Genomic DNA, 25,539 nt, shown 5'->3' on the forward strand with positions numbered 1-25,539 from the left:
TTTTTGAATCAAAAAAAACATCGCAGATGCGATGTTTTTAAAAATTATTGATTTGATTTTTTCTTCTTGTTTTTAAATCAAGTATATCCAAAGGTTGCTATACCGAGAACAAATGCTAATACAGCGATTACAATACCAGCAATTGTTCCACCAGTTGGTCCAGTAGATTTTTCAACAGTTTTTGATGTTTGTGCATTTTTATTATCTTGTGGATTTTGGTCTTTTGGTTTGTTTTCGGAAGTAGGTGGAGTGGTTGTTGATCCACTATTGCCTCCTTCTTGTGGTTTTGAACCTTCGGTATTTGATGGGTTATTAGTGCTTCCGCCTTGCTCTGGTTTTTGAGTATCATTATCACCATTTTCTGGTGTATCTGGCTGAGCAGGTAAGGTTGGTTTTGGACTTAATAGTTGTAACACTTTTGATTTAAAGTTTGCTAATTCATTTTCGGTTTTAGCTTCCTTAACTTCTTGCTCTAAGTCTGCTTTGAGTTTTTCGTTTGTTAGTTTATCTAATAAACGTTTGATGCTATTAGATAAAACTTCTTTATTTTTCTTGCTTTGTTGCACTTTATCATTAATTGCATTAATGATTTTAGCTAATGCAGCAGTATCTTTTGCTTTTGCAAGTTGATCTTTAAATTCTTGTTGAACTTCTGAATCTAGGCCTTCGGTCAATGTGACAGCTTGTTTTTTAGCAGTTTCAAGTTTAGTTGGTGAAATCGCTAACATACTTTGTGCATCTTGAATTTGTTTTACATATTTTTGGATATCCGATGCAGTTAACATCGATGGATCATGATTGAGTGTTTTAATTTGATTAATTACATCAAGATATGTTTGGTATGATGCATCGGTATAGATTTCATCAGTATTAGCAAGTGGTGTCAATAAATTATCTAATGAAGCAACTAATTCATCTTTTTGAGTTTGTGCATCTTCATTAGCACGATTCATCCGATCTAAAGCTTTTTGTAAATCCTCTAACTTAGCATCTTTGTTGTTTAAAGTTGCCTGTCATTGATCAATTTGTTTTTGTAATTGTTGTGATTGTTGTGGGAATTTTAAAGCATTTTCTGCAATAAATGCTTTTGCTTTAGTAATTGCATCTGCTAGCTTTGTATATGTAGTTCCTAATTCATTTGGTTTTAAACTATCGATTGATTGTTTTACTAATTGGTTAACTTGGTAGTAATCAGCTGGTGTTGCTGTTCCAGATTTAATTTTTGAATCAAGTTGTTTCTTTGCTTGATGTAATTTTGCAAAAGTTTGTGGATCATAGTGACTTGCATCTAATGAATCGATTTTAGCTAAATTATAATCAGAAACTTGTTGATCGAAACTGGTGTATTTTAAAGTAGGTTGCACTTGATCGAATCTATCCTTTAGAGCTTGATAATCAGCTTGTGAATAAAGATTTTGATTCTTTGGATCAATCATTTGTTTTGCACTGGTTAATAACAATTGATATAGTGCATAGTTAGCATCTTGCACATATGAGGTATTAGGAAGTGTAGCATTAATAATATCATTTAATGTTTTAACATTATCTGCTGTTATTTTAAGATCACCTTTTTGTGCATTTTCAATACTTTTTTTAATGTTATTTAATGTATTAATTGGTAATTTTGCATTATCTGCAACTAATGCACTAACTTGTTCTTTTAATTTATTTCAACGATCTTGAGCATCCTTAGTTCAAGCATCAAAGTTTTCTGGTGTCTTATCAACTTGTGTTTTTAATGCTACTAAGGTTGTTTGCTCGTGGCTATTATCACCGCTAGAAGTAGTAGGACGCATCGATGGAGCAAGTTCATAAATAACTGGTTTTTTATCACTTCAGTCTATTTGGAACCCAATGATTTTTTTATTGCTATCTGATTGAGTTAAATCAAAGGTCATATTTGAAAATGCTAATAGTCCAAGTTTTTGTGTTTCTTGTTTTTTAGTATTTTTATCATAAAGCATCACTGAAATGGTTGCATTGGTTGCTGATCCATCAGAATATACTAATAAATCCTTACCATCATATGTATTAGGATCAACATAGAATTTTAAGCTTCCATTTTGTGTATCTGGACTTCAGTATGTGTTGTAATTTCCATCTAAGAATTTAACTGGGTAGTTATTTTTATTAGCAGGTAAATAATTAGTTCCATCAAATCTTGGATCTTTTGGAACATTATCTCAATTATCATTTACCACAATTTCATTAATTTGTACTCCACGAGATAAATTATGATTATTATTATCTAAAAGTATATTAAGTGTCTTGGTAAATACTATTTTTACATATCGAACATTTTTGTTAGTTAGTGCAGAAATTTTATCAGCATCAAAATATCTATAATTTGGTCGCTGTGGATCTACTTTTACAATATTTTTAAATTGTGGATATGATAAGTTGTTAGTTTGAATATATTGTGGATCTTTAACTTCTGATAACGAAGTAGGATTAGTGCTACTTTCACCTGCTGGTGTACTGTTATAGATTTCATGTCAATCCGAATCAGTATTAGTATTTTTATCAGAAACTAAGATTTTAAAGAATCTTGGATAGTTATAAGTATCTTTATCTACATACATCTTTAATGAATTTAAGGTTACTGTATTTCCTAAATCATAAATGATATAATCATTTTGCAGTGGATATCCATTATAAATATCATATGTTGATACATTACCATCTATAGCATTACCTGAATAACGAGTATCTTCACCTCAACCGTTAATTGTTTGCACATTTGAACCAATCATTCTTCCGTATGTTTTACTATCTACAACTTTTACATCCAAACTAGAAAGAGTTGGCTCCTGATTATTTTCAGCTGTTGTAGTTGTAGCCTTTTTAATTCTAATGTATCTTGCAAACTTGTTGTTATCATCAAAAGTTCCTTTATATGGATATCATACGATTCCGTTTCTTGATGTTTCTAATGATACATTATTAGGAATGCTATCTTGTCCGTTTAACTTAATAGTATTAAGTTGATACATTTGCTTTAAGTCTAAACCAACATATTTATCTGTTGTTAAGTTTACTGGTGTAGTTGATGAAGCACCATCGGAACCAGTTGTTTTACCAACAAATAATCCAAATTCATCCTTATCAACAACTTGAGTAAACAAATTAGTTGTATCACTTGAGTTTTTATCAGTATATAAATATTGATTTCCAGGTCCAAATAAATGGATTGAAACTAATGATAATGGTCCAGAAAATGAAGTATCAGTAGAACGTAATCTGAAAAATTGTGCAAATGCTTTACCACGAATGATTTGGTATCTTTGTGATAGAACTAAGTTACCAAATTTAACTCAAGCACCAGTATCAGATTCAGAACCAGATGCTTTAGCATTAGCATCTCAATATTCAATTACACCATTATTTAAATAACTAACTGATGAGTCATTTTTTCCTTGGTCGATAACTACTGATGAAACCTCAGCTGCATTAGCTAATTTAAATTGAATAAATTTATTATTAGTAAAATTATTGATTGAAACACTATTATCAAAAATAGATTTATTTATATTTGAAACATTATCATTTGTAAAATTTAGTTTATTAGCAGAATCACTTCCGTGGGTTTGGTCATCATGTTGCAAGACTAATGCAGTTGTTCCAGCCCTTGGAGCTGTATCAGTATTAACAACAAATTCATAAATACGGAATCATTTATTTCTACCAGTTCCAGTTTCGGTATCAATCATACGAATGGCACGAACATTTTTTTGGTTTACTGAAATTTTAAAGGTATTTGAAGTTGAAAAACTAGATTTGCTTAAAGTATAAGAGTTATCTGTTGTAGTCGAACCATCAGACGAACTACTTGATTGAGCATTAGGATCCTTAGGTAAATCATTTCATACATCTTTGTTATCTGTATTTAGATGATATTGAATTTTAAATTTAGTGAAATACTCTTCTGAATTAGAAGTATTTGTTCCAAATTTAATTTGTAAGTCTTTAACATCGATTGGTTTATCAAATTTAACTCCAAAGTAGTTGTTAGGTAAGATACGATTATTATTTGTTCGATTCGCATCCAATGTATAGACGAATTGTCTTTGGTTATTTAAAGTAAATATTGAACCAGGAATATTTTGTTGAGTATTTGGACTAGTTAAATCGGTAATAATACTCATTCCATTATTTTGTGGGTCTGCAGCAGTTGGAAGTAGTTTTTCTACCTTTGCCAATAGCTGTGGTGTTAATAACGAAGTAAGATTACGGGTAAAGTGTGATCCGATACCAATATCCCTAAATGAAGTTGAATAATAGTTACGACTTTGATATGATAAAAAATAATTTTGCGCTTTTATATAATAATCAACAATTTTTTCATCATCTGGATTAGATTTATTTGCTTCAATATAAGTTAACACAAAGTATTTTTGTGCTTGAAAATAATCCGAAGCAGCTAAAACAAATTCATGAATGGTATTAATAAATTTAGAATGTGATTTATTTTCTAATAAAATCTGTATTTGTGGAAACATATAATTTAATTGTGTTAAATAAGTTTGCGCTTCATTTTCATGATAAGTACTAGTTCCATTGCTATTATCACTATTTAAAACATTATAAAAATTAGATGCTGCTGGAGTTAATCCATCTCCGGCAAAAAGTGCTTCTGAATAAGTATCTTGAGCAATGTATGCTCCTAGTCTTCTTAAAGCAATTGATTCTGGTGTTTCAATTGCAGTGTTATTAGCAATAGCACGAAACGAAGCTTGATATATCAGATCCTTTTCAATTTGTCTACCATCACCTGCTGGTAATATTTTTCAAGTAATGTTAGCCAAATCGAAGAAACCAAATTTTGAAAACTCTGCTTTTTTATTTCCGGTAGATAAAATAAATCCGGTAAATTTACTTGGATCAACATTCACTGATGTATAGTCTCCGTTATATCCATTTTGAGCATTTGGACGAATCAATTCTTCAGCAGTTCTTAAATATAATTTATTTGCATCGCGAGCAAAATTATCTGGGTATTCTTTAAAGAAGATCGGTTTAATTTGTTGTCCATCTTGGGTATATTTGTCTACATCGTATTCATTAATGTATTGGTGATCATTAAATTCATCATCTAAAATTAACGGTTGCACTTCTGATGGAAGCGATGCATAATATGAAATAAATCCTGGTGTTTTAGTAGAAGCACTTTTTGTAAGCGTGGAGTAATCGCAGATGAGCGACCAAAATTTCCTTGGAAGATAATATTAGTATCTAAATCAGGATAGGTGCTTTTTAAACTCTTGATTCAAGCAACTAAATCAGTGAATAATTGCACCGTTTTAGGTGATTGCTCACCCATAGACATTAATCCGATTTTACGAACACCAGCCTTAATTGCTTGTAAGTATTTAGCTTTTAAAAGTGTTAAATTAGCATCATAATTTTCATTGGTAAAATCTGATAAAGCATCTAAGGCAAAAACAAATTTAACATGAGTTTCTTTTGAAACTTTGGCTAATTCTGTAAGTTCATCCAGTTGTGCTTGATTGAGTGGAACCATTCAAGCTTTTTGTGTTTGTTTATCTGTATCTGAATCACCATCTTTAGTAGTTATTTGATTTTGATTATTAGCATAAGCTCCAGCTAGTGTTTTATCAGGTTCAAAGATATAAGTATTGATTTTATAGTAGCTTGAAAAGCGCATAATATCAATCATTTCATCTTTAGTCTGATTATGTTCAGCACCATCAAAAACTCGGTGTGAGTCCATAAATCCACGGATTTTAACATCAGCGTAATCTTTAATGGTAAAATCTTCTATTTTATATCCATCAAGTTGTTGGAAGATATGTCATAAAGTAGTTGCACCAAAGAAAGCTGCATCTGAATCTTTTGCTAATAATGAAATGTAATTATCTTGAGTTTTAATTACATATGCATCATTTTTAGCAAAATTACTTGCTGCAAAATCATCGCTTGAATCTATTTTTTTAATATCATTATCAACTAAATTGTCACTATCACCTTGGATACCAACAAGGATGTTGGTTTTTCCGCTTACAAGACTTCTAGATTCGCTTGAAGTAATATGTCTAAAAGCAAGCGCTTCATGGATACGGTTTTTAGTTGCTGAATCGATTCCGTTTTCATATACTAAGTTAACATCTTGACTAATCAAAGAAGTTTTGTTTTGATACAAAATATTATGAACCATTGGAAAAATAGCATATTCTTGGTGCGAAGCAGTTTGTTCACTTTGGTTGCTGGTAGCAGCTGCGATACAAGCAGTTGCTACTGCAGAAGCGCCAAAAAATAATGCTTTAAGTTTAGTTTTCTTCATTATATACTTCTTTATTTATCCTTTTTCTTAGATTTTTTATTAAATACAAATACTGATGCTGCAACTAATACTGCTGCTAAGACTAATAACACAACGATTGCTGCAATGGCACCTTTGTTATTTGAAGTTGTAACAACTTTTGGATTTTCATCTTTAGGTTTTTGTGGAGTTGTAGGTTGCTCTGGTTTGCTTTCAGGAACAGGTTTTTGAGCTTCTTTATCAGCTTGTTCTTGGACGTCAGCAATTTTTTTACGTATTTGCAACAACTGTTCTTTTGTGGTTGCATCTTTTAACTCGTTCTTAAAACTTTCTTTTGATGCAGCATCTTTGATTTGATCAGCTTGCTGTGAAACTAAATTTAAAAGATAATTGAAACTTAGTTTTTGTGCAATTGTTAATTCCTTAGCTAATAAATCATTATTAGTTGCATTATTAACATCATCTAAAATACTTTGTTTAATATCTGGTGTTAAATCTTTAATTTCTTCAGAAATTGCTTTAGAAGTTTGGTTTGCATCATTTACCTTAACTTTTAGCACAGCTAAAGCATCTAAGGTAGGTTGTGCTAAGCTATCAAGCTTATCTATGCTTTGTAAACCATTTACCATCGCATCGTATTGTGCATTTAGTGCTGTCAGTGAGTTAGAATAAGTGTTTTTCAAGGCCTGTGAAGCTAATCCAGCGATTAAAGTATCGATGTCTTGGTTTAATGTGGTTACTTGGTTTTGTTTGTCTAATAATGCTGTAAGTTGGCTTGCAACTTTGTCTACATCGGTTTTGGTAAATGCTTTTGCTAAAAGATTTTCAAGAGCAGCTTTTTTAGACTCTTGCAATAATTTTGGTAAATCTTTGTTTACTGCATTTACAGCATCGGTGTATTTACTTCATTCTTGGAATGAATATTCTTCTTGAAGATGTTCGATGATTCGAGTAAGTTCAGATGAGTTATTAGTTGCATCAACACGAGCTAAGTAGTTGGATTTATCATCTAATTTAGCAATTAATGCTTTTGCTAATGTTTTTGCATCATCTAAGTTTGTAGAATTTACAACTAATGCTTTAGCAGTCTCTTTAAGATTGGCTTCATCTTGGTTAATTTGCGCTTGTGATAATAAATCAATTTTAGAACCAGAAACATTAGAAGCAATGCGATCTAAAACAGCTTGATATTCACGATATGATGCATCGGTTCAGACATTATTATCATTAGAAATCGGATCTAATAATAATAACTTGTATTTTGCAATTGCTAAATTACGTTCATTAATAACTGATTCAGTAACAGCTTTTAATGAATCTAAGGCTTCTTGCACTTTATCAGCTGTAATATATTGTGAATATACTATATTATCATCATTTTGCACCTCAGTTAACAACTGATTTGATAAAGCAGGGAACTTTAATTGGTATTTATCATTAAATGGATATGAATGAGCATCACGATATGCTTCGTATTCTTTAATTTTTGCACCGACAGTAGATTCTTCTAATGCAGCATATTTAGTATCAAATTGTTCATTTAGTTGTTTGTAATTATCTTCAGTTGTAGAATCACTAGAAGTATTAACTTTTGAACGAATTGATTCCACATGAGTTTTAAGATCATTGAAACTTGGATATTGATATTCGATTGGATTTAATAAATCAAATTTTGCAACATTTAACTGAGCAATTTGCTTGTTAAATGTTGGTAGTTTAACTAATGCTTCTTTAGTTTTCATAAGTTGATTGATCATCGCATTTGTAACTGATGTGGTTAAATTATTTGGATTTGCTAATGCTAATTTAGCTTCATTAACAGCATCTTGATATGGCTGATATGAAGTTTTTGTATATAAAGCAGGATTTACGTAACCATTTAATAAATATTGCAGATAAGTAGCTGAGGAAACTTTAGCATATGTTGGAAAAGGAACAGGTATTTTTATAGTATATTTTTCTGCATCCACATTAGCAGTTGCTTTAATGGTTGGAAAGTATAAAGCGTCTACATATTTATCAACATAACGCTGAAGAGCTTGTCTTGTAACTCTTTGGATGTTTTCCTCTGCTTTTGCATCTTTTTGAGTATCTGTCGTATCAGTTGTGGCTGCTGCACGTTTAGCTCTTGTATTTTTTGCTGGTTCAGTAGCTTTATCCTTAGAATCAATTAATTGCTTAAGAGCATGTTCAGCATTTACATATGCATCCTTTGATTCTTCGGTTCGATTATTAGTATCATTTTGATTTTCATAAGATGATTTTAACTTATTAATTGCTGTTTTATCTGCAACTTCCCCAGTAATTACATAAGGGTTAAATTGCACAATTTTTGGTTTTTTACCACTTCATTTAATTTTAAATCGAACTAAGTTTGCACTGTTTATACCCTGTAAATAGGTCTCAGGTTTATATAAAGAAAATGTTACGATGTTGTTAAATAAGGTTCCAAGTCTTTTGTATTCATATTTACCATCTAATATATTATATGTAATTTGATAGACAACAGCATCTGATGGTTGTCCAGTCGAAACTACCATTAAGTTTTTATCTTTTCAGTTGGTATCAGCAACGTTATAATATAACTCACCAGTTTCTTCTTTTGGTTCTCAATAGGTAGTATAATCTGCATCCAGCATTGCAGCAGGTTCATGTTCTACCGATGCAGCTTGATAATTAGTTCCATAGAATCTAGGATCGGTTTTTGAATAATATTTTCCACCATTAACTTGGATTTCGTTGATTTCTAATAAGCGATTGACCGGATAATCTTTTTTAATTAATAATTTTACATATCTAGCTTTAGTATCAGTTAAATTATCAACACCTCATCATTTAAATCGTGGATGTTCAGTATCAATAGTTCCACTATTGGTGCGAGCTAAAATATCTTCTAAGTTATTTGGATCATTTCCGATTTCAAATAATGATTTTCATACGGTATTTTTATCATTTGTTTGAGCTACCAATACTTCTAAGTCTCTTGGATAGTTATATGAGTTATTATTTGCATAGATTTTTAATGATGTTAAATCAATATCAGAACCTAAATCATAAACAACTTCATTATTTGCTTTTGGAGTTGAGATAAATTTAGTTGATGTATCGAAATCACCATCAAAACCACCATAGTTATTTTCAATGTTAGAAGCTTCTAAATCACTATCTACAATGCGACCAAAACGATCAAAGTCTTTAACTGTTACTGTCATACCACTAAAGTAAATATCTTTTGATGTTGTATCAGTTTTAGTTTCGCCTAAACCAAAATCACTATTATCATATAAGTTTTTTGAGTATTGTAATCGAATGTATCTAACCGGCTTATCAGTTAGTTGTGTGCTATTATATAAATTAAATCAAGTTACACCATCAGTTGATGCTTGACTAATAAGGTATTCTGGAAGCACACTTGCAAATTTGACATCTTTTAAAGTATAAATCTTTTGTAAATCTAATCCGAAACCACTTTTATCTTTTACTTTAACTGATACTGTGTTTCCTTCTTTGGCAAATAATTTAAAGGTATCATTATTATATGATGATAATAATTTATCAGTGTTAACATTATAAGAATGATATATATAAGCAGTTGTTACCGGATTTTCAAGTGGGGTAATAAATAAATGTTTAATATCTCATGATGGTTTTGCTGTAAATCCAGTTGTAGGTTTAATACGGATACCATTATATTTTTTAGTATCAGTAATTTTAATTACATCATCACCTGTAGAATTTTGAATAGTCGATAAAGTGGTAAAAGTATCATTAACATACCCTTGCACGATATATTTATCTAAAAAGTTATCCCCTTGCACAAAGTGGATTGAACTAATCGCACTGTGACGATCAAAGTTTACATCAACATAGTCTCCAGAATAATCTACATTATTGCTATTATTATTATTATTAGAAACATTATTTGTTCCTGAACTACCAGATGCTGTAACTGATGTAGTAAGTTTAGTAACAGTATCTGAATCTGGGTTAACAATATCATTGATTGATTGATCGGAAGAATATTTCATTACTGTAAAAGGATAATAATGGACTCCTTCAACAGCTTCATTAGGTCCATATATTTGTAAACCTGCTAGTTTTAACGGATTATTTCCATGTTCTCTGTTTGTTGCTCTAGAAACAAGCGAGATATATTGAGTTTTTGCATATCCATATGTTTCATAGTATTCTGCTTTTGCATCTTCAGCACTTTGTGCTTTAATATAAGAATTATCATAACCTTTACCAAAATTCTTTCAAGTAGATGTGGCAGAATCATAATATTTAACTTGGATTAGTGGGAAACCTTTGTTAGTATTGTCTATATCTTGTTGGAAAGCAACAGCAGAAACTTCTGATAATTTATCTAATTTAAAGATAATTTGATCTAAATCTGCTGCATTTGCAGTTCCAAAAGTTTCTGTGGTAGAAAAATTATCATCAGTTAATTTTTCTAATTCAGTTTTAGTTCTATTAGTAGGATTTTTCAACTTCGAAGTATCTACAGCACTAAGATTATCGGTTGAATGATTATAAAAATTATAATTTAGTTTTTGTAAATCATTTATATCTGTTTGTGGATTTACTAAGAATTCTAAAAGTCTAAATTCATCATTATTAGTAGTGTTGCTATCATTCTTAATTCTTACCCCAATTACATCATCGATTGGTTTAGTAAGCTTAATTACCTTACGAACTGATGATTGGATTCCGGTTACCGTGGCAACGGATGCATTTTCACCATCAATATCATGTCACGAAGATTCTTTGATTGTTTTTTTTGTTAAATCAATTATATGTGTGTTTCGTTCTTGTGTATTTTGTCTTTTCTCTGCAGTATATGTAGTAACATCCAAATCTGATGCATAATCTACATCATCTGCATAGAGTACTTGAATTTTAGCATTATCAAAGTGATCCTTGACACTACCATTTTTATATCCTGCATATCTCAATCAAAGTTCTCTGAATTGAATTGGTTTATCAAATAATGTTCCAAAGTATTTATTTTTGTTATCGGGTGGTACTGAACCTGTTTGATTTCCATAAATTAAAACTCTTTGGTTATTTTTTTGTAAAACTCATTTTACATCAGATTTAGAATCTTTGTTTTGTAAGTTTGTGATCACTTCTTGATTTCTCGGAACATCTCCAAGACTCTTGTGTAATTCATGATTTACAACTGGGATAAGTCATTGAATAAATGGCTTAAGAACCTTGTTTCCAGCATTTACTTCAACTGCCACACCATCGTAGTTATACTGATGTGATTCAATAGCACTCTTATATAAATTTACTCCTAATGTGAATGCATTAAGTGCATCATCATATTTATTTGCTTTAATATCAACAGCTGCATCAATTAGATGATTTGCTGCTGTTGATAAATCTTTAAGCATATTTGCTCAAGGTTTAATTTCTGAAAAGAATGCTTTGGTTTTTGTTGCTGTTGAAATTTTTAATAAATCCACTGCATCAGTTAAATTAGTTAACTCATCTTGTAATGTATATACATCATATAAATTAAATGCTTTAGTATTATATGTTTGTTTAAACTTATTAGCATGACTTTCTAAAGCAACTGAATCGGTATTAGCAACAGTGTTTGTTGCTGAATAAGGATTATCAAATAATCTTAATGCAATGGTACGTAATGCTTGTGCGTCTTTGCTCTCTAAATCTGAATCATTTAAAAGATAATTAAATGATTGTACTCAGGCATCGTTAGATGATTGTCATACTTTTCAGCCATAATTTGCTGTTTCAAATAATGCGATGCGAGAAGCAAGTTTAGCTTGCATTGGTTTTACTATAATTCCATCTAATCCTTTGGTTAAAGATTGATTATTTGTAATAGATGGTAGATATGTTGATAAACCACCTAAAACCATATTTCCTTGATCTTCATATTTTTGTGTAGTTGGTCAATTTAATAATAAACTAACTCCACGATTTGCTTTATTTACAAAGTCACTTACATTTGATGCAACTTCTGCTGCATTAGATTTAGGTAATTTTACAATCTCAATTTCTTTTGGTAATAAATTGTAATAATCTTGGTATTCGGTATTAGATACTAAAAATAAAGTTGATGCATCAAAATCTGAAAAAGCAGTAACGACTTTTTCTTTAATTCAAGATGTTAAATCATTTAAGATTTTAGTATTTAAATTCGCATCATTGCTTGCATATAGCGCAATACGTTTAATACCAGCTGTTGCAAGTTGTCAAATTTTACTTTCTAAACTTGCTAAATCTGAATTATATGTATCTGCTGTAAAGTCACCTTGGTTAAATGGATTAATTGTATATACAAATCTTACTTTAGTAGATTCTCCAGTTGTTGCTAATTCTTTGATATTAGCAAGCTCACCTGGTGTATATAATAATTTTCATTGACTACTATGTTTTAAGTCGTCACTAGCAGCATATAAATATGTATTTAATTTATATTTAGATGCTCATGCAAAATAATCAAGACGATCTTGTTGTGATCACTGTGATTCTTTGAAATCATCTAATGTTCCACGCATTTTTATATCTGCATAGTCTTTAATGGTAAATTTTTCAATCTCATAACCATTAAGTTGTTTGAAGACTTCCGCTAAAGTAGTTGCAGCATAAAATGCCGCATTAGTATTTTTTGCTAAAACAGAAACATATCCATCTTTTAAAGTTGAAATTCAATATGCATCAGTTTGAAGTCATAAATTATCTCCATAAGGTAGATTATTTGATAAATCTGATAATTTATTATCAACTAAAACATCTGAATCTCCGTGAATTCCTACTAAAATATTTGTTTTACCTTTAACAAACCTTCTAGAAACAGAATATTTTAATCCTTTATCTTTAAAAATTGTTTCATATTTTGCTCTAGTAACAGAATCAATTCCATTTTCAAATACTAAATTGACTTCTCTAGTGACTAAAAAAGTTCGTTTTGCACTGTTAGTTGTATCTGTTGAATATGAAATAGAATGCACATATGGAGTAATTTTATATGTGGTTGTCTGTCCTTGTTGGTCAGAAACACTTGATGTTGTTGAAGTAGTCTGACTTTGTCCTTGTGTAGGTGCTTCCGCAGAAGCAGCAACACCAGCAAGTAGTCCTAAACTACCACTAGCACCAAGAAATAATTTTAATTTTCTTTTGATTTTCATTTCACCTCAATAAAGTAATAATTAGGTATAACTTTAAAGTTTTATTAACATACAAATGTATGTTTTTATCTTTTTAAAGATATACAAAGAAATTATAAATGTTTTTTTTTTTTTTGCTTACATTATGCTATTAATTCGTTACTACTTTTAAAATCATTGAAATATGTAAGTTAAATATTTTATGCCTATAAATAAGATAAAAAAGTTTAATACTATTTATATTTTTACTTATTTAAGTTTTAAATATACACATTATTATTAAATTTTTTTGTATGTATATAAAATAAAAACCAATAAAAAACTAAAATTATTAAAATTTTGAACAAAAAATGTTTAACACTTTTATCAAAGTGTTAAACAACTATTTATAACCAAATTTACCCAATAAATTTAAATCATCATTTCACTTTTTAGCAACTTTAACTTTCAATGATAAGGTTGTGGGTAATCCAAATTGATGTGCAATTTTGGTACGCGCTGATTTTCCTATTGCTTTAATTTTTTCGGCATTTTTTCCTATTAACATTCCTTTTTGTGAATCTTTTTTAACATAAATAACTGCATCGATTATTATTTTTTGAGAATTAGATTCATCAAATTCCAAGATTTCAACAGCAATTGAATGTGGTAATTCTTCATATAATAAATTAATTGCTGATTCACGAATAATTTCTTTAGCAATAAATCGCATCGATTTATCTGTGATATATTCACTATCATATTGTGGTTGTCCATCATAAGTATATGTTTTAATTAAATCTATTAATGCATTAATAGATTTATCATTATTGATGTTTGTTGAAATAATATGTTCAAAATTATACGCAAGTAATTGCTGCATTTTTTGTTGTAAAAGTTCAGGTTTACCTTGAATTTTATCAATTTTAGAAATTACAGCAATTTTGTGTTTTACATTCTGTATTTTTTCTAAAATCATTTTATCACCATTACCGAGATTCTCATCAGATGGACTTAAAAACAACAATACATCAACATCGTTAGTTGCTTCATAAGCATTTTTATTTAATGTTTGACTTAACTTATTTTCAGGTCTATGGATTCCGGGTGTATCAGTAAAAATAATTTGGTAATTATCATCGTTATATATACCTGTAATTTGATCTCGAGTAGTTTGAGCAGTATCTGTAACAATTGCAACATTGTAACCGATAATAGCATTTAATAAACTGCTTTTTCCAACATTGGGTCTTCCAATAATGCTTGCAAAACAAATTTTCATTATTTAATATTCTCCGAATGAATGGGATATGGACAAAGCTCGATCAATTTATTAATACGAACTTTGCTAGCATCATTGCTATATTGATAAATCAATGCATCATCAGGCATAAATTCTGTCATTACTTGCCTGCATCCTGCGCACGGACTTACTTCTGATTTTCCTGAAGAAATAATATGTATTTCCTTGAATTTTCCAACTTTTCCACCATATGCTACTGAACCAAACAACGCAATTCTTTCGGCACATAAACCAGATGGATATGCAGCGTTTTCAACATTAACACCTTTGTATTGATTTCCATTTTCATCGATTGCAATTGCTGCAACTGCAAATTTTGAATATGGACAATATGAATATTTTAATAATTCTTTTAATTCTTCAACATTTATTTTCATTTTATCCCCTTGTGATTTTTAATGGATTAAAAATTATATCTACAATACTATCCATTTGTTGTTTTTGACTTTCATTTGAATGATCATAACCTTGCAAATGTACCAATCCATGTGTAAATAAATAACAAAATTCACGTTTAAGTGAATGATTAAACTCTTTTGCTTGCATCTTCATTTTATGTCAACATATTACTAGCTCACCTAAAAAATAAATCGGTAGTTTGTCATATAAATTATTTTCTTGAAAACTAAATGAAAGAATATCGGTTACATAATCTTTATTACGATACTCTGAATTAAGTTGTTTAATTTTATTTTTTGAAACAAAGCTTACATCTAAAATAATTTGCTTATTTTTATCAATTTTAAAATAATTAGCAAAATTATTTAAAATATCATACATTTGATTGATAAAAATATCAGTATTTTTAGGTTGATTAGAAAGGTTGATTTGCAGGTTATATTTAAACATAGCATAATTATATAAAATTAGTTAAATAAATGTATAAATCAGTTATAAATATATTTATAAATTAATTCTTTTGATTCAATTAAACGAACTGGGATAAATTCAAGGTTTTTTTGTTTTAAAAACATTGATAAATCTGAATTTTTGATAATAATTTCTTCATTTTCATTTATTGCATCAATATTAATTTGATATTGATGCAATTTATCTTCAAAATTAAAGTCAATTTGATAGTTTTTTAATGCTAATTTATCATAAGCTATATTTTTTAAAATCAACTCATTATTATTTTGCTTAATTATCACCTGCTGATATTTATTAATCGACTGATACATAATCAAATAAATAAACATCGCAAACAATGCTAATAATGAAAAAAGTAGTAAATATTCTAAAAAACTAATTTTGTACTTTTTCAAGATTAATTACTTGCGAATCAGCAAAAAGATATTTATTATTATGTGAAATTTCTACTACTTTTTTGTTTTTCAAAATATATCGAAGTGGTTTTTGGACCATCAAAAAAATCTCTTGTGAAATCGATTCAAACGCCTCATCAAGTAAAACCACATCGTAATCTAAAATAAAAATTCTTAACAACTTGATTATTTGCATTTGTCCACTTGATAAGGAATTGATATTTATATTTTCTATATCATCCAAATTTGCTTTTTTTAAAATAGGATATAGCCTAAATCTATTAATGGTATCATTGAAACCAAAAGAATCAGATATCATTAAATATTCAGATATAGACATATCTAATTTTTGATTTTTATCCCCTACATAATAAATTTTTTCACGTATTTGGTTATTGTGTAAATTTATTTTTTGATCATTGATTAAGATTTCCCCATAATCAATTTGATATTTACCACTAATGATGTTGCATAATGTAGTTTTGCCACTACCATTATCACCTTTGATGATATGTTTTTGATCAATTATGAGCCTTGGAATATTAACAACTTTGTAATTAGGATTGCTATTATATGAAAAGGATACATATGATAGATGTATTTTATCAATCGAATTGATATTCTCTAAAAGATTTGAATTTGCAGGTTTACCAGTGCTAAAAATATTAAGCATAGTTTTGCTAATCTTATAATCCTTTGACATCTGAAGTGCTTGTGGAATAAATTTTAGTGGTTTAATAAACAAATTTGATGCTGTGATAAAAAATAACAGTTCATATACTTTCAAATTCTGCGATCATATTTGAAATGTTCCATAAATTAGGATGCAAAATGGATAAAAAACATCTAAAAACAATTCAAAATGATTAAAATTTTGCATCTGTAAATTAAAATTAGAATTTTCTTGTATATATGCTGCATAATCATTCAATAAATTCTTTTGATATAAATTTGCAAATGTATAATCAAAATTATCTTTTAAAATATTAATATAATTATTGATTTGTTTATCGGTTAGAATACTTTGAGCAACAATTTGATTTTTGTTTTTAAAATACCAAAACATATAAATGCTAGCAAAAACACTTGTAATTATTCCAAAAGCACCTACAACAAATAACAATTTTTTATTTATAGCAAAAATAATAATCAATGAGATGATAAAACTGATAATATTTACAAAAACCTTAGACAAAAAAGTCTTTTTATGAATTAAGTAATTCATTAAAGAACTGATGCGATTTTTTATCTCTATTTCACCTAATTGATTAATAATTTTAATATTTTGATGACTTCAAGATTTCAATAAATTATTGAATTCTTTTGAATAACTAGTCAATACTTTATTTTCAAAGATTCTCATGATCATTATTTGAATTAAACTAATAATTACAAATAAAATAATAAAAAATCCACTCATTAATCATAATTCCTTTTTAAGATGAAATGGAATTATATTTTCAAAAATATATTTTGTTGTTAATGGTGTAATAAGTGAAATAATTATTTGCAGCAAATACATAAAAATCAACTTTATGGAAATACTTAAACCACCGAAATAAGTATTTCTATACTTTTTTATTATTTGTTTTTGTGCTGCTTTATCTTTACTTATTTTGACCAATATTCCTCGATATAACTTTAAAAAAATATTTTTATCTTGTTTTATTCTTCCTTGTTTTGGATCATAGATTAACAATTTATTTCCTTGCACTTCTTCAATTAGCACCATATGTTGCATATTTTGATTTAAGATTATTGCAGCAAGTGGATATTCATCAACATCAAGTTTTTCAAAATCTTTTACACTACATTTAAAACTTTGTAACTGATATTGGTATTGTGATAAAGTTTTTTGAAAATGAAATAGACTTATACCTTCTTCATCATAACTAACATTTAACTTTAATTGGTTTATATCATATTGTTCGTTATAGTATTTATTTGCTAGATGTATAAATACATATAACGAACAATCTCTTGAATCAATTTGTTTATACATAATTTTTATATTATTTTTTAAAAAAAAGTTACTAATAAGGAACAAAAAATGTGAATATTATGTAAATAATTTAAAAATATGACAAAAATTAGTATAATTACAAAATAAACAAAGGGGTAAAATGGAAGTAAAAACTAAAAGAAAGTTATTTTGATTTTCTGCTCTTGCAACAACTGTTACTGCTGGTGCTTTTGGTTTATCAATTGCAGTTTTAAATACAGGAGCAAGTGATAGAAAATATTATGAATATAAATATTCAACACTTGAATCTTATATAAATTCTGTTAAATTACCTGGTTTAGCAGATCAGCAAGTGAAAAATTTATTACAAAAAGCAGATGTTAATTATCATAATCCTAATCAATTTGATGATTTAGATTTTTTATATCAACAATTTCGTGAAATTTTAAAACAAGCATTGAAACCACGATTAGATAAATTTACTAATTATAATATTTCATTAATTGTCCAAACACAAAACACTAAACAATTAGTGGATGCTTGAAATAGCATTGATAATATTGAAGAATTTTATCAAATCTTGCCTAAAATCAAGGATGTTAATAAACAAAACCAATTAGAAACAGAATTTAGAGCAAGCATTACACCAGATAATACATCGGCTGTTTTAGCAAAAGCACAAATGGAAATACAAAAATAAAATCGTCTTTTGACGATTTTATTTTGGTTTTGCTATTAAAAAATTTATATTCTTTCCTTTTTGACTTCATTTAATTTCATAACCTGTTTTAATATTTTGATTATTATATTCTGATTTATGTAAATCATCGGTTTGATAAATTATTTTTCAGTTATTTTGTATTAACGAATCAAGTGAAAATTCAAAAAGTTTGTCATTATCTGTCTTAAATCATAACTTTCCACCTTGTCCTAATAATTGCTTATATGTATCTAAAAATGTTTTATATGTTAGTCGTCTTTTAAAATGTGCATTCTTAGGTCATGGATCACTGAAGGTAAGTCAAATTTTATCACAAGTTCCCTTGAATATTTCATTTATTTTAATCGCATCAGCAGTTATAATAAATAAGTTAGTCAAATTAAGTTCTTCAATTTTTTTGAGAATTTTAACTGCAACAGTTGCATATTTTTCAAGAGCATAATATTTGATATCAGGATTTTGCTTTGCAAGGGCTGTTATCATTTCACCCTTACCTGCACCTATTTCAATAACATCAGTGTGATTTAATTGTATCGGAAATTCTTTTAGATAATAAATAGATTCATTTAATTTACCTTGTGCATTTTTATCAAATCTTAACCTCATATACTCCTTATATTAATAATTTCATTCAAGAAAAAAAGAATTTTTCAAAGATGTTGTAATCTTTATTTAACTTTGGATTATCTGTTAAATCACTGCAATATTTATCATATTCATCAAAAATATCATTAACTTGCGCAACTGCATCTCCATAAATAATATCCATTGTTTCATACTGCGAATTCATACTACGACTATCTAAATTAGCACTACCTGCTCAAGCAATTTGTGAATCAATGATACCGATTTTAGAATGCATAAAATGGTCATTATATATTTTTACCTTTAACCCATGTTTAATAAGTTTTTTAAGTTGTCATAATCCAATTTGATGCACTATTTTCTTATCTGGTAAGCCTGGAAAGTACACAGTTATTTCTACCCCACTTTTTAAACATAATAAAAATTGTCGATACAAAGCATCGGATGCTGAAAAATATGGTGATGCAATTTTAATACTTTCTTTAGCATTAGCAAATAACTTTAATCAAGTAAATTCGGAAACAGAATGTGGAAAACTTGGTGATTCAGCAACTAAAACAGAATGATTGCGATGGTCATCATCGCAAATTGATGACAAATATTGAGTAGGTTTTAGTTCTTCTTTAGCAAAAATATGTCAAAGTTTTAAAAAAAGTAAGATATAAACATTAACATATTCACCTGTTATTTTATAATTAACATCAATTCAGTGCCCATATTTTTTTGATAATGAAGCATATTCATCAGAAATATTATTTCCGCCAGAAAACACTATTTGTGAATCTATAATAATAAATTTTTGATGGTTGCGGTTAAAACTTGCGGCATTAATAAATGGATAATAAATTTTACCAATATAAATAATTTTAATACCTAACTTAATTAATTTCTTTATTTGTTTTTTTTGAGAATGATATGCACCAAAAAAATCAATTAATCATCTTATTTCGATACCTTGTGAGTGTTTTTGTTTAATAAGATCTAAAAACTCTTTTGAAATTTCGCTTTTTTTGATTATATATGAAATAATAAATACTGATTTTTGAGCATTTTTTATTGCTTCAAATAATGTTTTATAAAACCGATAACCTTCGTTATAAAAATGGTATTGGGAACTTTTGGTCTTGGTATCATTAATGCGAGCAACAGCCTTTAAATTTGCATCATAACATTCATGTGTGCTAGTTAATCCGAGCGATTCGTATGTATTAATTTTATATCTAGGATCATTTTTTAGTTTGATTTCACTTCTGTTTCGTGAAATTCAACCAAAACCAAAGAAAAGAGCATGTCCTACAACCGGGAATAAAATTAAGATATATAATCAACCTAATTTTGCTTCAAAATTGCGACGTTGTAAACCAATAAAAAACACAAAAAAAGTATTAACAAAATAAGCTATTGTCAAAAATAAGTAAATATAGTTAGTATTAATCAAAAATAACAGACTTGCTATCCCTGCTAATAAAGCAAAAAGAAAAATAAATTGAGCTATAAAGATAAAAAATCTTTTACTAAAAATCCCTGTTTTCATAATTTAATGAAATACGCAATATCAATCAATATTGCGTATATTTTTATTCTGGTTTATAACCTTTTCCAGCACGGATTTTTCCATTTTCTCCGTGTACATAGTATGTACCGTTATGTTTTTTAGCTAAATCACGAGCATATGGAATTGCTTCTTTTTGAGTATCAAATGTAATAGTTGCACGTTCTGAACCTTCACGTGATACTCTTCATTTACCTTTCTCTTTATCTAATGTGATATGTCAGGTAGGTTTTAAGTCTTTTTTCTCAACTAACTTGTCAGCCATTATTTATCTAACTCCTCTATTCTTGATTGGTGTCTACCACCTTCATAATTTGTTTTTAAATACTCATCAACCATTTTTTTAGCATTTTCTGGAGCAATTTGACGTCCTCCGAATGCTAAAACATTGGCATTATTGTGTAATTTTGCTAAATGAGTATCTTCTAACGAAGTAACTCTAGCAGCTCGAATGTGTTTATGACGATTTAGTGCATATGAAATTCCTAAACCTGTACCACATACCCCGATACCAAATGCAGGATCTTCTTTATCCATATATTCAGCTAATTTATGTCCTTGAGTCGCATATGAACTTGGAACTGCATCAGTGTTTGGTCCTAAATCAACTACTTGATAACCTAAAGATTCAACATAATTTTTAAGTTCTTCTTTAAGTTTATAACCGGCATGATCGCTTGCAAAAGCAACAATTTTTTTATCCATTTTATTCCTTTTTTGTGTATTTTTTTGTATTATACTAAATTCTTATAGTATTATAAAGAAAAAATGAAATTTTACATAAGAATTATAAAAATCTTAAATTGTTTTGTTTGCTTGATTTATAGCAAATTTTAAATAATATGGTAGAATTAATAAATATGAAGACTAATCATAAAGTAGCAATGTCTTGTAGTGAATGTCGTCGTAAAAATTACACAACTAATAAGAGTTTAGGTAAAACTGAACGCTTAACTGTTAAAAAACATTGTATCCATTGTCACAAACATACAATACATAAAGAAGAGGTTTAAATGTCACAAGAAAACGAGCATATCGTTAAATCGAAGCGAAAAAAACGTTTTTGGATGCGCAAGCTAGTTAAAGAGGTTAGACGTGTTAGATGACCCGATGCAAAAACAAATTCAATTAACTTTGTAAAAATTTTAATTTTTACTGTAATATTCACTATTTTTGTAACAGCCTTATCATTTGGCTTTACACATTTATTCAAATTATGAAACATTTAGGAGGCTTATGAGTAATTTGAAATGATATATGATTTCTACCGTTAGAGGTAAAGAACAACAAGTTATCGAATCATTAAATAACCGAATAGTTGCTGAAGATTTATTACATGATTTTGATTTAACTGCAACACCACAAGGAGCATTTAAAATCTTTCAACGTCCAACACTAACTTCTAAAGAACATCAAAAGAAATTAGAAGGTAATGAATTTAAGGTTAAATATGTAAATTTATATCCAGGTTATATTTTTGCTCATATGCATATGTCTGATAAAGCTTGATTCTTGGTGCGTAACACTCAATATGTTACTGGATTGGTTGGTTCTTCTGGTAAGGGAGCAAAACCTACTCCAGTATCTAATCTTGAAATTACTAAAATGCATAAAAAAGAAAAAGAAGCACAACGACGTTTTGATTCAGGTGAATACAATTTCGGTTTAGAAGAACATAATTTTGTTGAAGTTATTGAAGGTCCATATACTGGTTATGTTGCAGAAGTAATTGCGATTGATCATAAAAATAAAGAAGTGACTTTGTTGATTGAAAGTTATGGTAAAAAATCTGAAGTAACAGTTGATTTAGATTCGGTTCGCTTAGCAGATAAATAATTGATCAAAATAAAGGATGCAATTAGCATCCTTTTATTTTCTTACTTAAAATTAATATAATCAGATATTTTTTTAGCAGCAATTGCTCCATCTGAGGCAGCTGTGATAATTTGACGAATATCTTTAGTTCGGATGTCACCTGCAGCAAAAATTCCTTTAATTCTAGTTTGCATAAATTCATCGGTTTCTATAAACCCGTTTTTATCTAAAATATTGAGGTTTTTAGCAAAGGTTGTGGTAGGAACCATTCCAATGTAAGGGAAAAATGATCCAATTGAAATAGTTGTTTCATTTCCGTTTTTATCTACAATAACAGCAGATTCTAACGAATCATGTCCTTGTAATTCTTTAATTTGTGATTCACGATAAACAGTAACATTTGGCTTAGCAAGTAATTCATCAACTAATCTTTTTTCTGCTGTGAAATCTGCATCTTTGATTACAATATGTACATGTGAAGCAATATTGGTTAAATAAGTTCCTTCTTCAACTGCTGAATTACCTGCACCAAGCACCAATGATGGAAATCCTTTATAAAGTGGACCATCACAAATTGCACAATAACTAACTCCGCGGTTTAAAAATTCTTGAAAGTTTTTAATAAAGTTTGGTTCGCGGTTTTTCATTCCGGTTGCTATCAATACAGTGCGACCAAATACTGATTTCCCGTTTGTTAATTTAACTTCTTTTTCATAATCCGAATGGTTAATCAGTTCTTCAACTTCACCATATTGATATTTTGCACCAAATTTTTTAGCATGTTCTAAAAAATGTGTTGCAAGTTGTCACCCTTCAGTCATTTCGGTTCCAAGTCAATTTTCCACCTTATTTGTTACCACTAATTTTCCACCAGGTGCTCCTTTTTCAATAAAAATTGTTTTTAATTCTGCACGTGAAGCATATAATGCTGCATTTAAACCAGCAGGTCCTGCTCCAATAATAACTAAATCATAAATTTCTTTTTCCATAATAACTCCTTATTTAATTCAACTTATTTAAATCATATATAAGAATATGCTTTTTTAAACATATGGATTATTGATGTAGCATCAACATATTGAAAGTAAGCATTTTGATCTTGATATTGATAGAATTTAAACACTTTATGTCTGTATTCTACTTTATATTTAACTTTAGCTCACATTTGATAGTAAATAAATACTAATACACCGACAACAACAAATGCGATCGCAACATATTGATATAATCCATATGCTTCTTCACGCAGTGGTTCCATCGCCATACGTAGCAGTCCGTATCAAATTAAGTATAAACCAATGCTGCTTCCAGGTTTAAAGATACCAAAGAAGTTTATCACTCATACAATTAAAATATATCCAACTAAGTTTGCTAATCCTTCATATAAGAATAATGGATAACGATATGCTCCGTTTAATCCCATTGAATTAGTTAAAGCATCAGAGATATACATATTTTGTGCAAAGGTTTTACCAAAGATTAATGAACTTTGTCCGCTTCAATCGATTTTTCCATAAACTTCATGGTTTGCATAGTTACCCCAACGACCAATAAATTGACCTATTAAGATGGTAGGAATAATTATTGATGCAGCTTTTCGAATATCTAAGTGTTTGCGTTGTGTATAAACATAAAATAAATCTACTAAAATCGTTACTACAAGTCCACCTTGAATACTTAATCCACCCTCTCAGATTTTATACCAAGCCGAACCTTTAAATGGTTCATCTTGATAAATAAGTTGCTCGATTATATATCCAAGACGCGAACCTAAAATCCCAAGTGGGATGGTAATAATGATTAACACAAAGAGTTTATCCATATTTAACTTCTCTCGTTTTCAAAAATAAATGATTGTTAAAATGGATGCTAAATAACCGAGCATAATCATTAATGAATATACCTGCACGCTAAATGAACCAATACTAAATAAAGGTGCATCTGGTATCCCTTCATGCTTTGCTGTTTCAGGTACTCATATCGGAATACTAGTCATCTAGTTCTAACCTCCTTTTTTCTATTTCTTTCAAGATATCAAGTCCATCGTGACGCGATAAATAGGAACTGACAGCAGCTTCAATTAATGAAGCAGCTGAACCCCCTTCTTTGATTGGAACTTGTATTTTCTTAATGCTACGACCTAAAATTGGGTATTTAAGAAAATCGACTCCAATGCGATCTAACTCATTTTGTTTTTCAGTACGAACCAATTCAACAACTAAATTGATAATCGATGATGGTGCTACAGCTCGAATTCCGTATGTATATTTTACATCAATTATACCAATTCCACGTACTTCTAACATATTTTGAGTTATTTTTGGTGATTTACCGATAAATAAATTTCCATTATCTTTGATTAAAACAGAATCATCACTAATTAAAACATGACCTTTTTGCACTAACTCTAAGGCTGCTTCGGATTTTCCTATCCCTGATACACCTGTTATCAAAACACCAGTACCACCTACTAAAACTAAACAACCATGTACTAATTTTTCATCTGCAAAATGGTTGTTTAAATAAGACCCGATATTGGTTGCTATATAAGATGAAGACATCGGAGTCAAGCAAACTGGTACACCATATTTATCAGCCATTAATTGAATTCAACTTAAAGCAGGTTTAGAAATACGTCTTGAAAGCAGCACCAATGGTGGATTACCTAAAAACACATGTTCAATTGCTCGCAACGCTGCTACTCGCCCGATGCTTTGAAATCATATAGATTCGGTAGTTCCTCATGAAATTATATTTCCTGATAAATCACTATTTCCGATATGTTCGGTTAATTCCAGACCAACTTGTTTTATTGCAGGCCGATACACACATCCTCAATTAACTTTATTTAAATCATTATTTAAAAGTTTTAAATTAAATAAGTTCACAATATGTCTAACACTGATATTTTTACGATTCATATTAATTAATTAT

19 protein-coding genes are annotated in these 25,539 nt (G+C 28.9%); 4 read left to right on the forward strand and 15 right to left on the reverse strand.

Translation table 4 applies throughout. The annotated features are described in order from the left end of the window. Positions 1-44 precede the first annotated feature (44 nt). The 8 genes from ACXYRN_RS01190 to ACXYRN_RS01225 all read right to left on the reverse strand — a co-directional run bounded on the left by ACXYRN_RS01190 (position 45) and on the right by ACXYRN_RS01225 (position 17,971). On the reverse strand, positions 45-5,111 hold the full coding sequence (locus ACXYRN_RS01190) for a hypothetical protein (protein WP_458607359.1): 5,067 nt from the start codon (positions 5,109-5,111) through the stop codon (positions 45-47). Then, on the reverse strand, positions 5,099-6,301 hold the full coding sequence (locus ACXYRN_RS01195; RefSeq protein WP_458607360.1) for a glycoside hydrolase family 20 zincin-like fold domain-containing protein: 1,203 nt from the start codon (positions 6,299-6,301) through the stop codon (positions 5,099-5,101). Before ACXYRN_RS01195 ends, ACXYRN_RS01190 begins: the two co-directional genes overlap by 13 nt. Positions 6,302-6,312: 11 nt before the next feature. Beyond that, complete coding sequence (locus tag ACXYRN_RS01200; RefSeq protein ID WP_458607361.1) at positions 6,313-13,443, reverse strand: beta-N-acetylglucosaminidase domain-containing protein; 7,131 nt, start codon at positions 13,441-13,443, stop codon at positions 6,313-6,315. A gap of 361 nt (positions 13,444-13,804) precedes the next feature. Beyond that, positions 13,805-14,683, reverse strand: a complete 879-nt coding sequence (era, locus tag ACXYRN_RS01205; protein ID WP_458607362.1) for a GTPase Era — start codon at positions 14,681-14,683, stop codon at positions 13,805-13,807. Continuing rightward, the gene (gene cdd, locus ACXYRN_RS01210; protein WP_458607363.1) at positions 14,683-15,081 is read right to left on the reverse strand and encodes a cytidine deaminase; all 399 of its coding nucleotides are present in this window, start codon (positions 15,079-15,081) and stop codon (positions 14,683-14,685) included. Before cdd ends, era begins: the two co-directional genes overlap by 1 nt. A gap of 1 nt (position 15,082) precedes the next feature. Further along, positions 15,083-15,553 (reverse strand): rRNA maturation RNase YbeY, encoded by a 471-nt coding sequence (gene ybeY, locus ACXYRN_RS01215; RefSeq protein ID WP_458597334.1) that lies wholly within the window; start codon positions 15,551-15,553, stop codon positions 15,083-15,085. A 17-nt stretch (positions 15,554-15,570) separates the two neighbouring features. Further along, positions 15,571-15,969, reverse strand: a complete 399-nt coding sequence (locus ACXYRN_RS01220) for an MAG1140 family protein (RefSeq protein WP_458607364.1) — start codon at positions 15,967-15,969, stop codon at positions 15,571-15,573. After that, on the reverse strand, positions 15,950-17,971 hold the full coding sequence (locus ACXYRN_RS01225) for an Mbov_0121 family peptidase domain-containing ABC transporter (protein WP_458607365.1): 2,022 nt from the start codon (positions 17,969-17,971) through the stop codon (positions 15,950-15,952). The genes ACXYRN_RS01220 and ACXYRN_RS01225 overlap by 20 nt, the downstream gene beginning before the upstream one ends. 121 nt (positions 17,972-18,092) lie before the next feature. On the opposite strand from ACXYRN_RS01225, the gene ACXYRN_RS01230 reads away from it, so the two are divergent. Beyond that, on the forward strand, positions 18,093-18,632 hold the full coding sequence (locus ACXYRN_RS01230; protein WP_458607366.1) for a hypothetical protein: 540 nt from the start codon (positions 18,093-18,095) through the stop codon (positions 18,630-18,632). An 18-nt stretch (positions 18,633-18,650) separates the two neighbouring features. Here the strand turns inward: ACXYRN_RS01230 and trmB are convergent, their stop codons facing one another. The 4 genes from trmB to ACXYRN_RS01250 are packed head-to-tail and all read right to left on the reverse strand — an operon-like array spanning position 18,651 to position 21,495. Beyond that, complete coding sequence (trmB, locus tag ACXYRN_RS01235) at positions 18,651-19,259, reverse strand: tRNA (guanosine(46)-N7)-methyltransferase TrmB (protein WP_458607367.1); 609 nt, start codon at positions 19,257-19,259, stop codon at positions 18,651-18,653. Between the two features lie 7 nt (positions 19,260-19,266). Beyond that, positions 19,267-20,772: a phospholipase D-like domain-containing protein gene (locus ACXYRN_RS01240; RefSeq protein ID WP_458607368.1), complete on the reverse strand. Its 1,506-nt coding sequence runs from the start codon at positions 20,770-20,772 to the stop codon at positions 19,267-19,269. Between the two features lie 43 nt (positions 20,773-20,815). Then, positions 20,816-21,055: a DUF2188 domain-containing protein gene (locus ACXYRN_RS01245; protein ID WP_458607369.1), complete on the reverse strand. Its 240-nt coding sequence runs from the start codon at positions 21,053-21,055 to the stop codon at positions 20,816-20,818. After that, positions 21,055-21,495, reverse strand: coding sequence for an RpiB/LacA/LacB family sugar-phosphate isomerase (locus tag ACXYRN_RS01250; RefSeq protein WP_458607370.1), 441 nt, complete (start codon positions 21,493-21,495; stop codon positions 21,055-21,057). The genes ACXYRN_RS01245 and ACXYRN_RS01250 overlap by 1 nt, the downstream gene beginning before the upstream one ends. A gap of 155 nt (positions 21,496-21,650) precedes the next feature. Here ACXYRN_RS01250 and rpmG point away from each other — a divergent pair, with 155 nt between their 5' ends. Genes rpmG through nusG form a run of 3 tightly spaced genes read left to right on the forward strand, consistent with a single transcriptional unit; the run spans position 21,651 to position 22,626 of the window. Continuing rightward, on the forward strand, positions 21,651-21,803 hold the full coding sequence (gene rpmG, locus ACXYRN_RS01255) for a 50S ribosomal protein L33 (protein ID WP_435130437.1): 153 nt from the start codon (positions 21,651-21,653) through the stop codon (positions 21,801-21,803). Then, positions 21,804-22,019 (forward strand): preprotein translocase subunit SecE, encoded by a 216-nt coding sequence (gene secE, locus ACXYRN_RS01260; RefSeq protein WP_458597325.1) that lies wholly within the window; start codon positions 21,804-21,806, stop codon positions 22,017-22,019. 7 nt (positions 22,020-22,026) lie between these two features. Beyond that, positions 22,027-22,626 carry a transcription termination/antitermination protein NusG gene (gene nusG / locus ACXYRN_RS01265; RefSeq protein WP_458597324.1) on the forward strand — a complete coding sequence of 200 codons (600 nt, stop codon included), beginning with the start codon at positions 22,027-22,029 and terminating at the stop codon, positions 22,624-22,626. Between the two features lie 41 nt (positions 22,627-22,667). On the opposite strand, the gene ACXYRN_RS01270 is transcribed toward nusG, so the two are convergent. Genes ACXYRN_RS01270 through hprK form a run of 3 tightly spaced genes read right to left on the reverse strand, consistent with a single transcriptional unit; the run spans position 22,668 to position 25,526 of the window. After that, positions 22,668-23,594 (reverse strand): NAD(P)/FAD-dependent oxidoreductase, encoded by a 927-nt coding sequence (locus ACXYRN_RS01270; RefSeq protein ID WP_435130433.1) that lies wholly within the window; start codon positions 23,592-23,594, stop codon positions 22,668-22,670. Between the two features lie 23 nt (positions 23,595-23,617). Further along, positions 23,618-24,601 (reverse strand): prolipoprotein diacylglyceryl transferase, encoded by a 984-nt coding sequence (gene lgt, locus ACXYRN_RS01275; RefSeq protein WP_458607371.1) that lies wholly within the window; start codon positions 24,599-24,601, stop codon positions 23,618-23,620. After that, a complete protein-coding gene (gene hprK / locus ACXYRN_RS01280) occupies positions 24,594-25,526 on the reverse strand; it encodes an HPr(Ser) kinase/phosphatase (RefSeq protein ID WP_458607372.1) in 933 nt (310 codons plus the stop codon). The genes lgt and hprK overlap by 8 nt, the downstream gene beginning before the upstream one ends. Positions 25,527-25,539: the final 13 nt, after the last annotated feature.

The sequence above is a fragment of the Mycoplasma sp. 4423 genome (assembly GCF_054353855.1).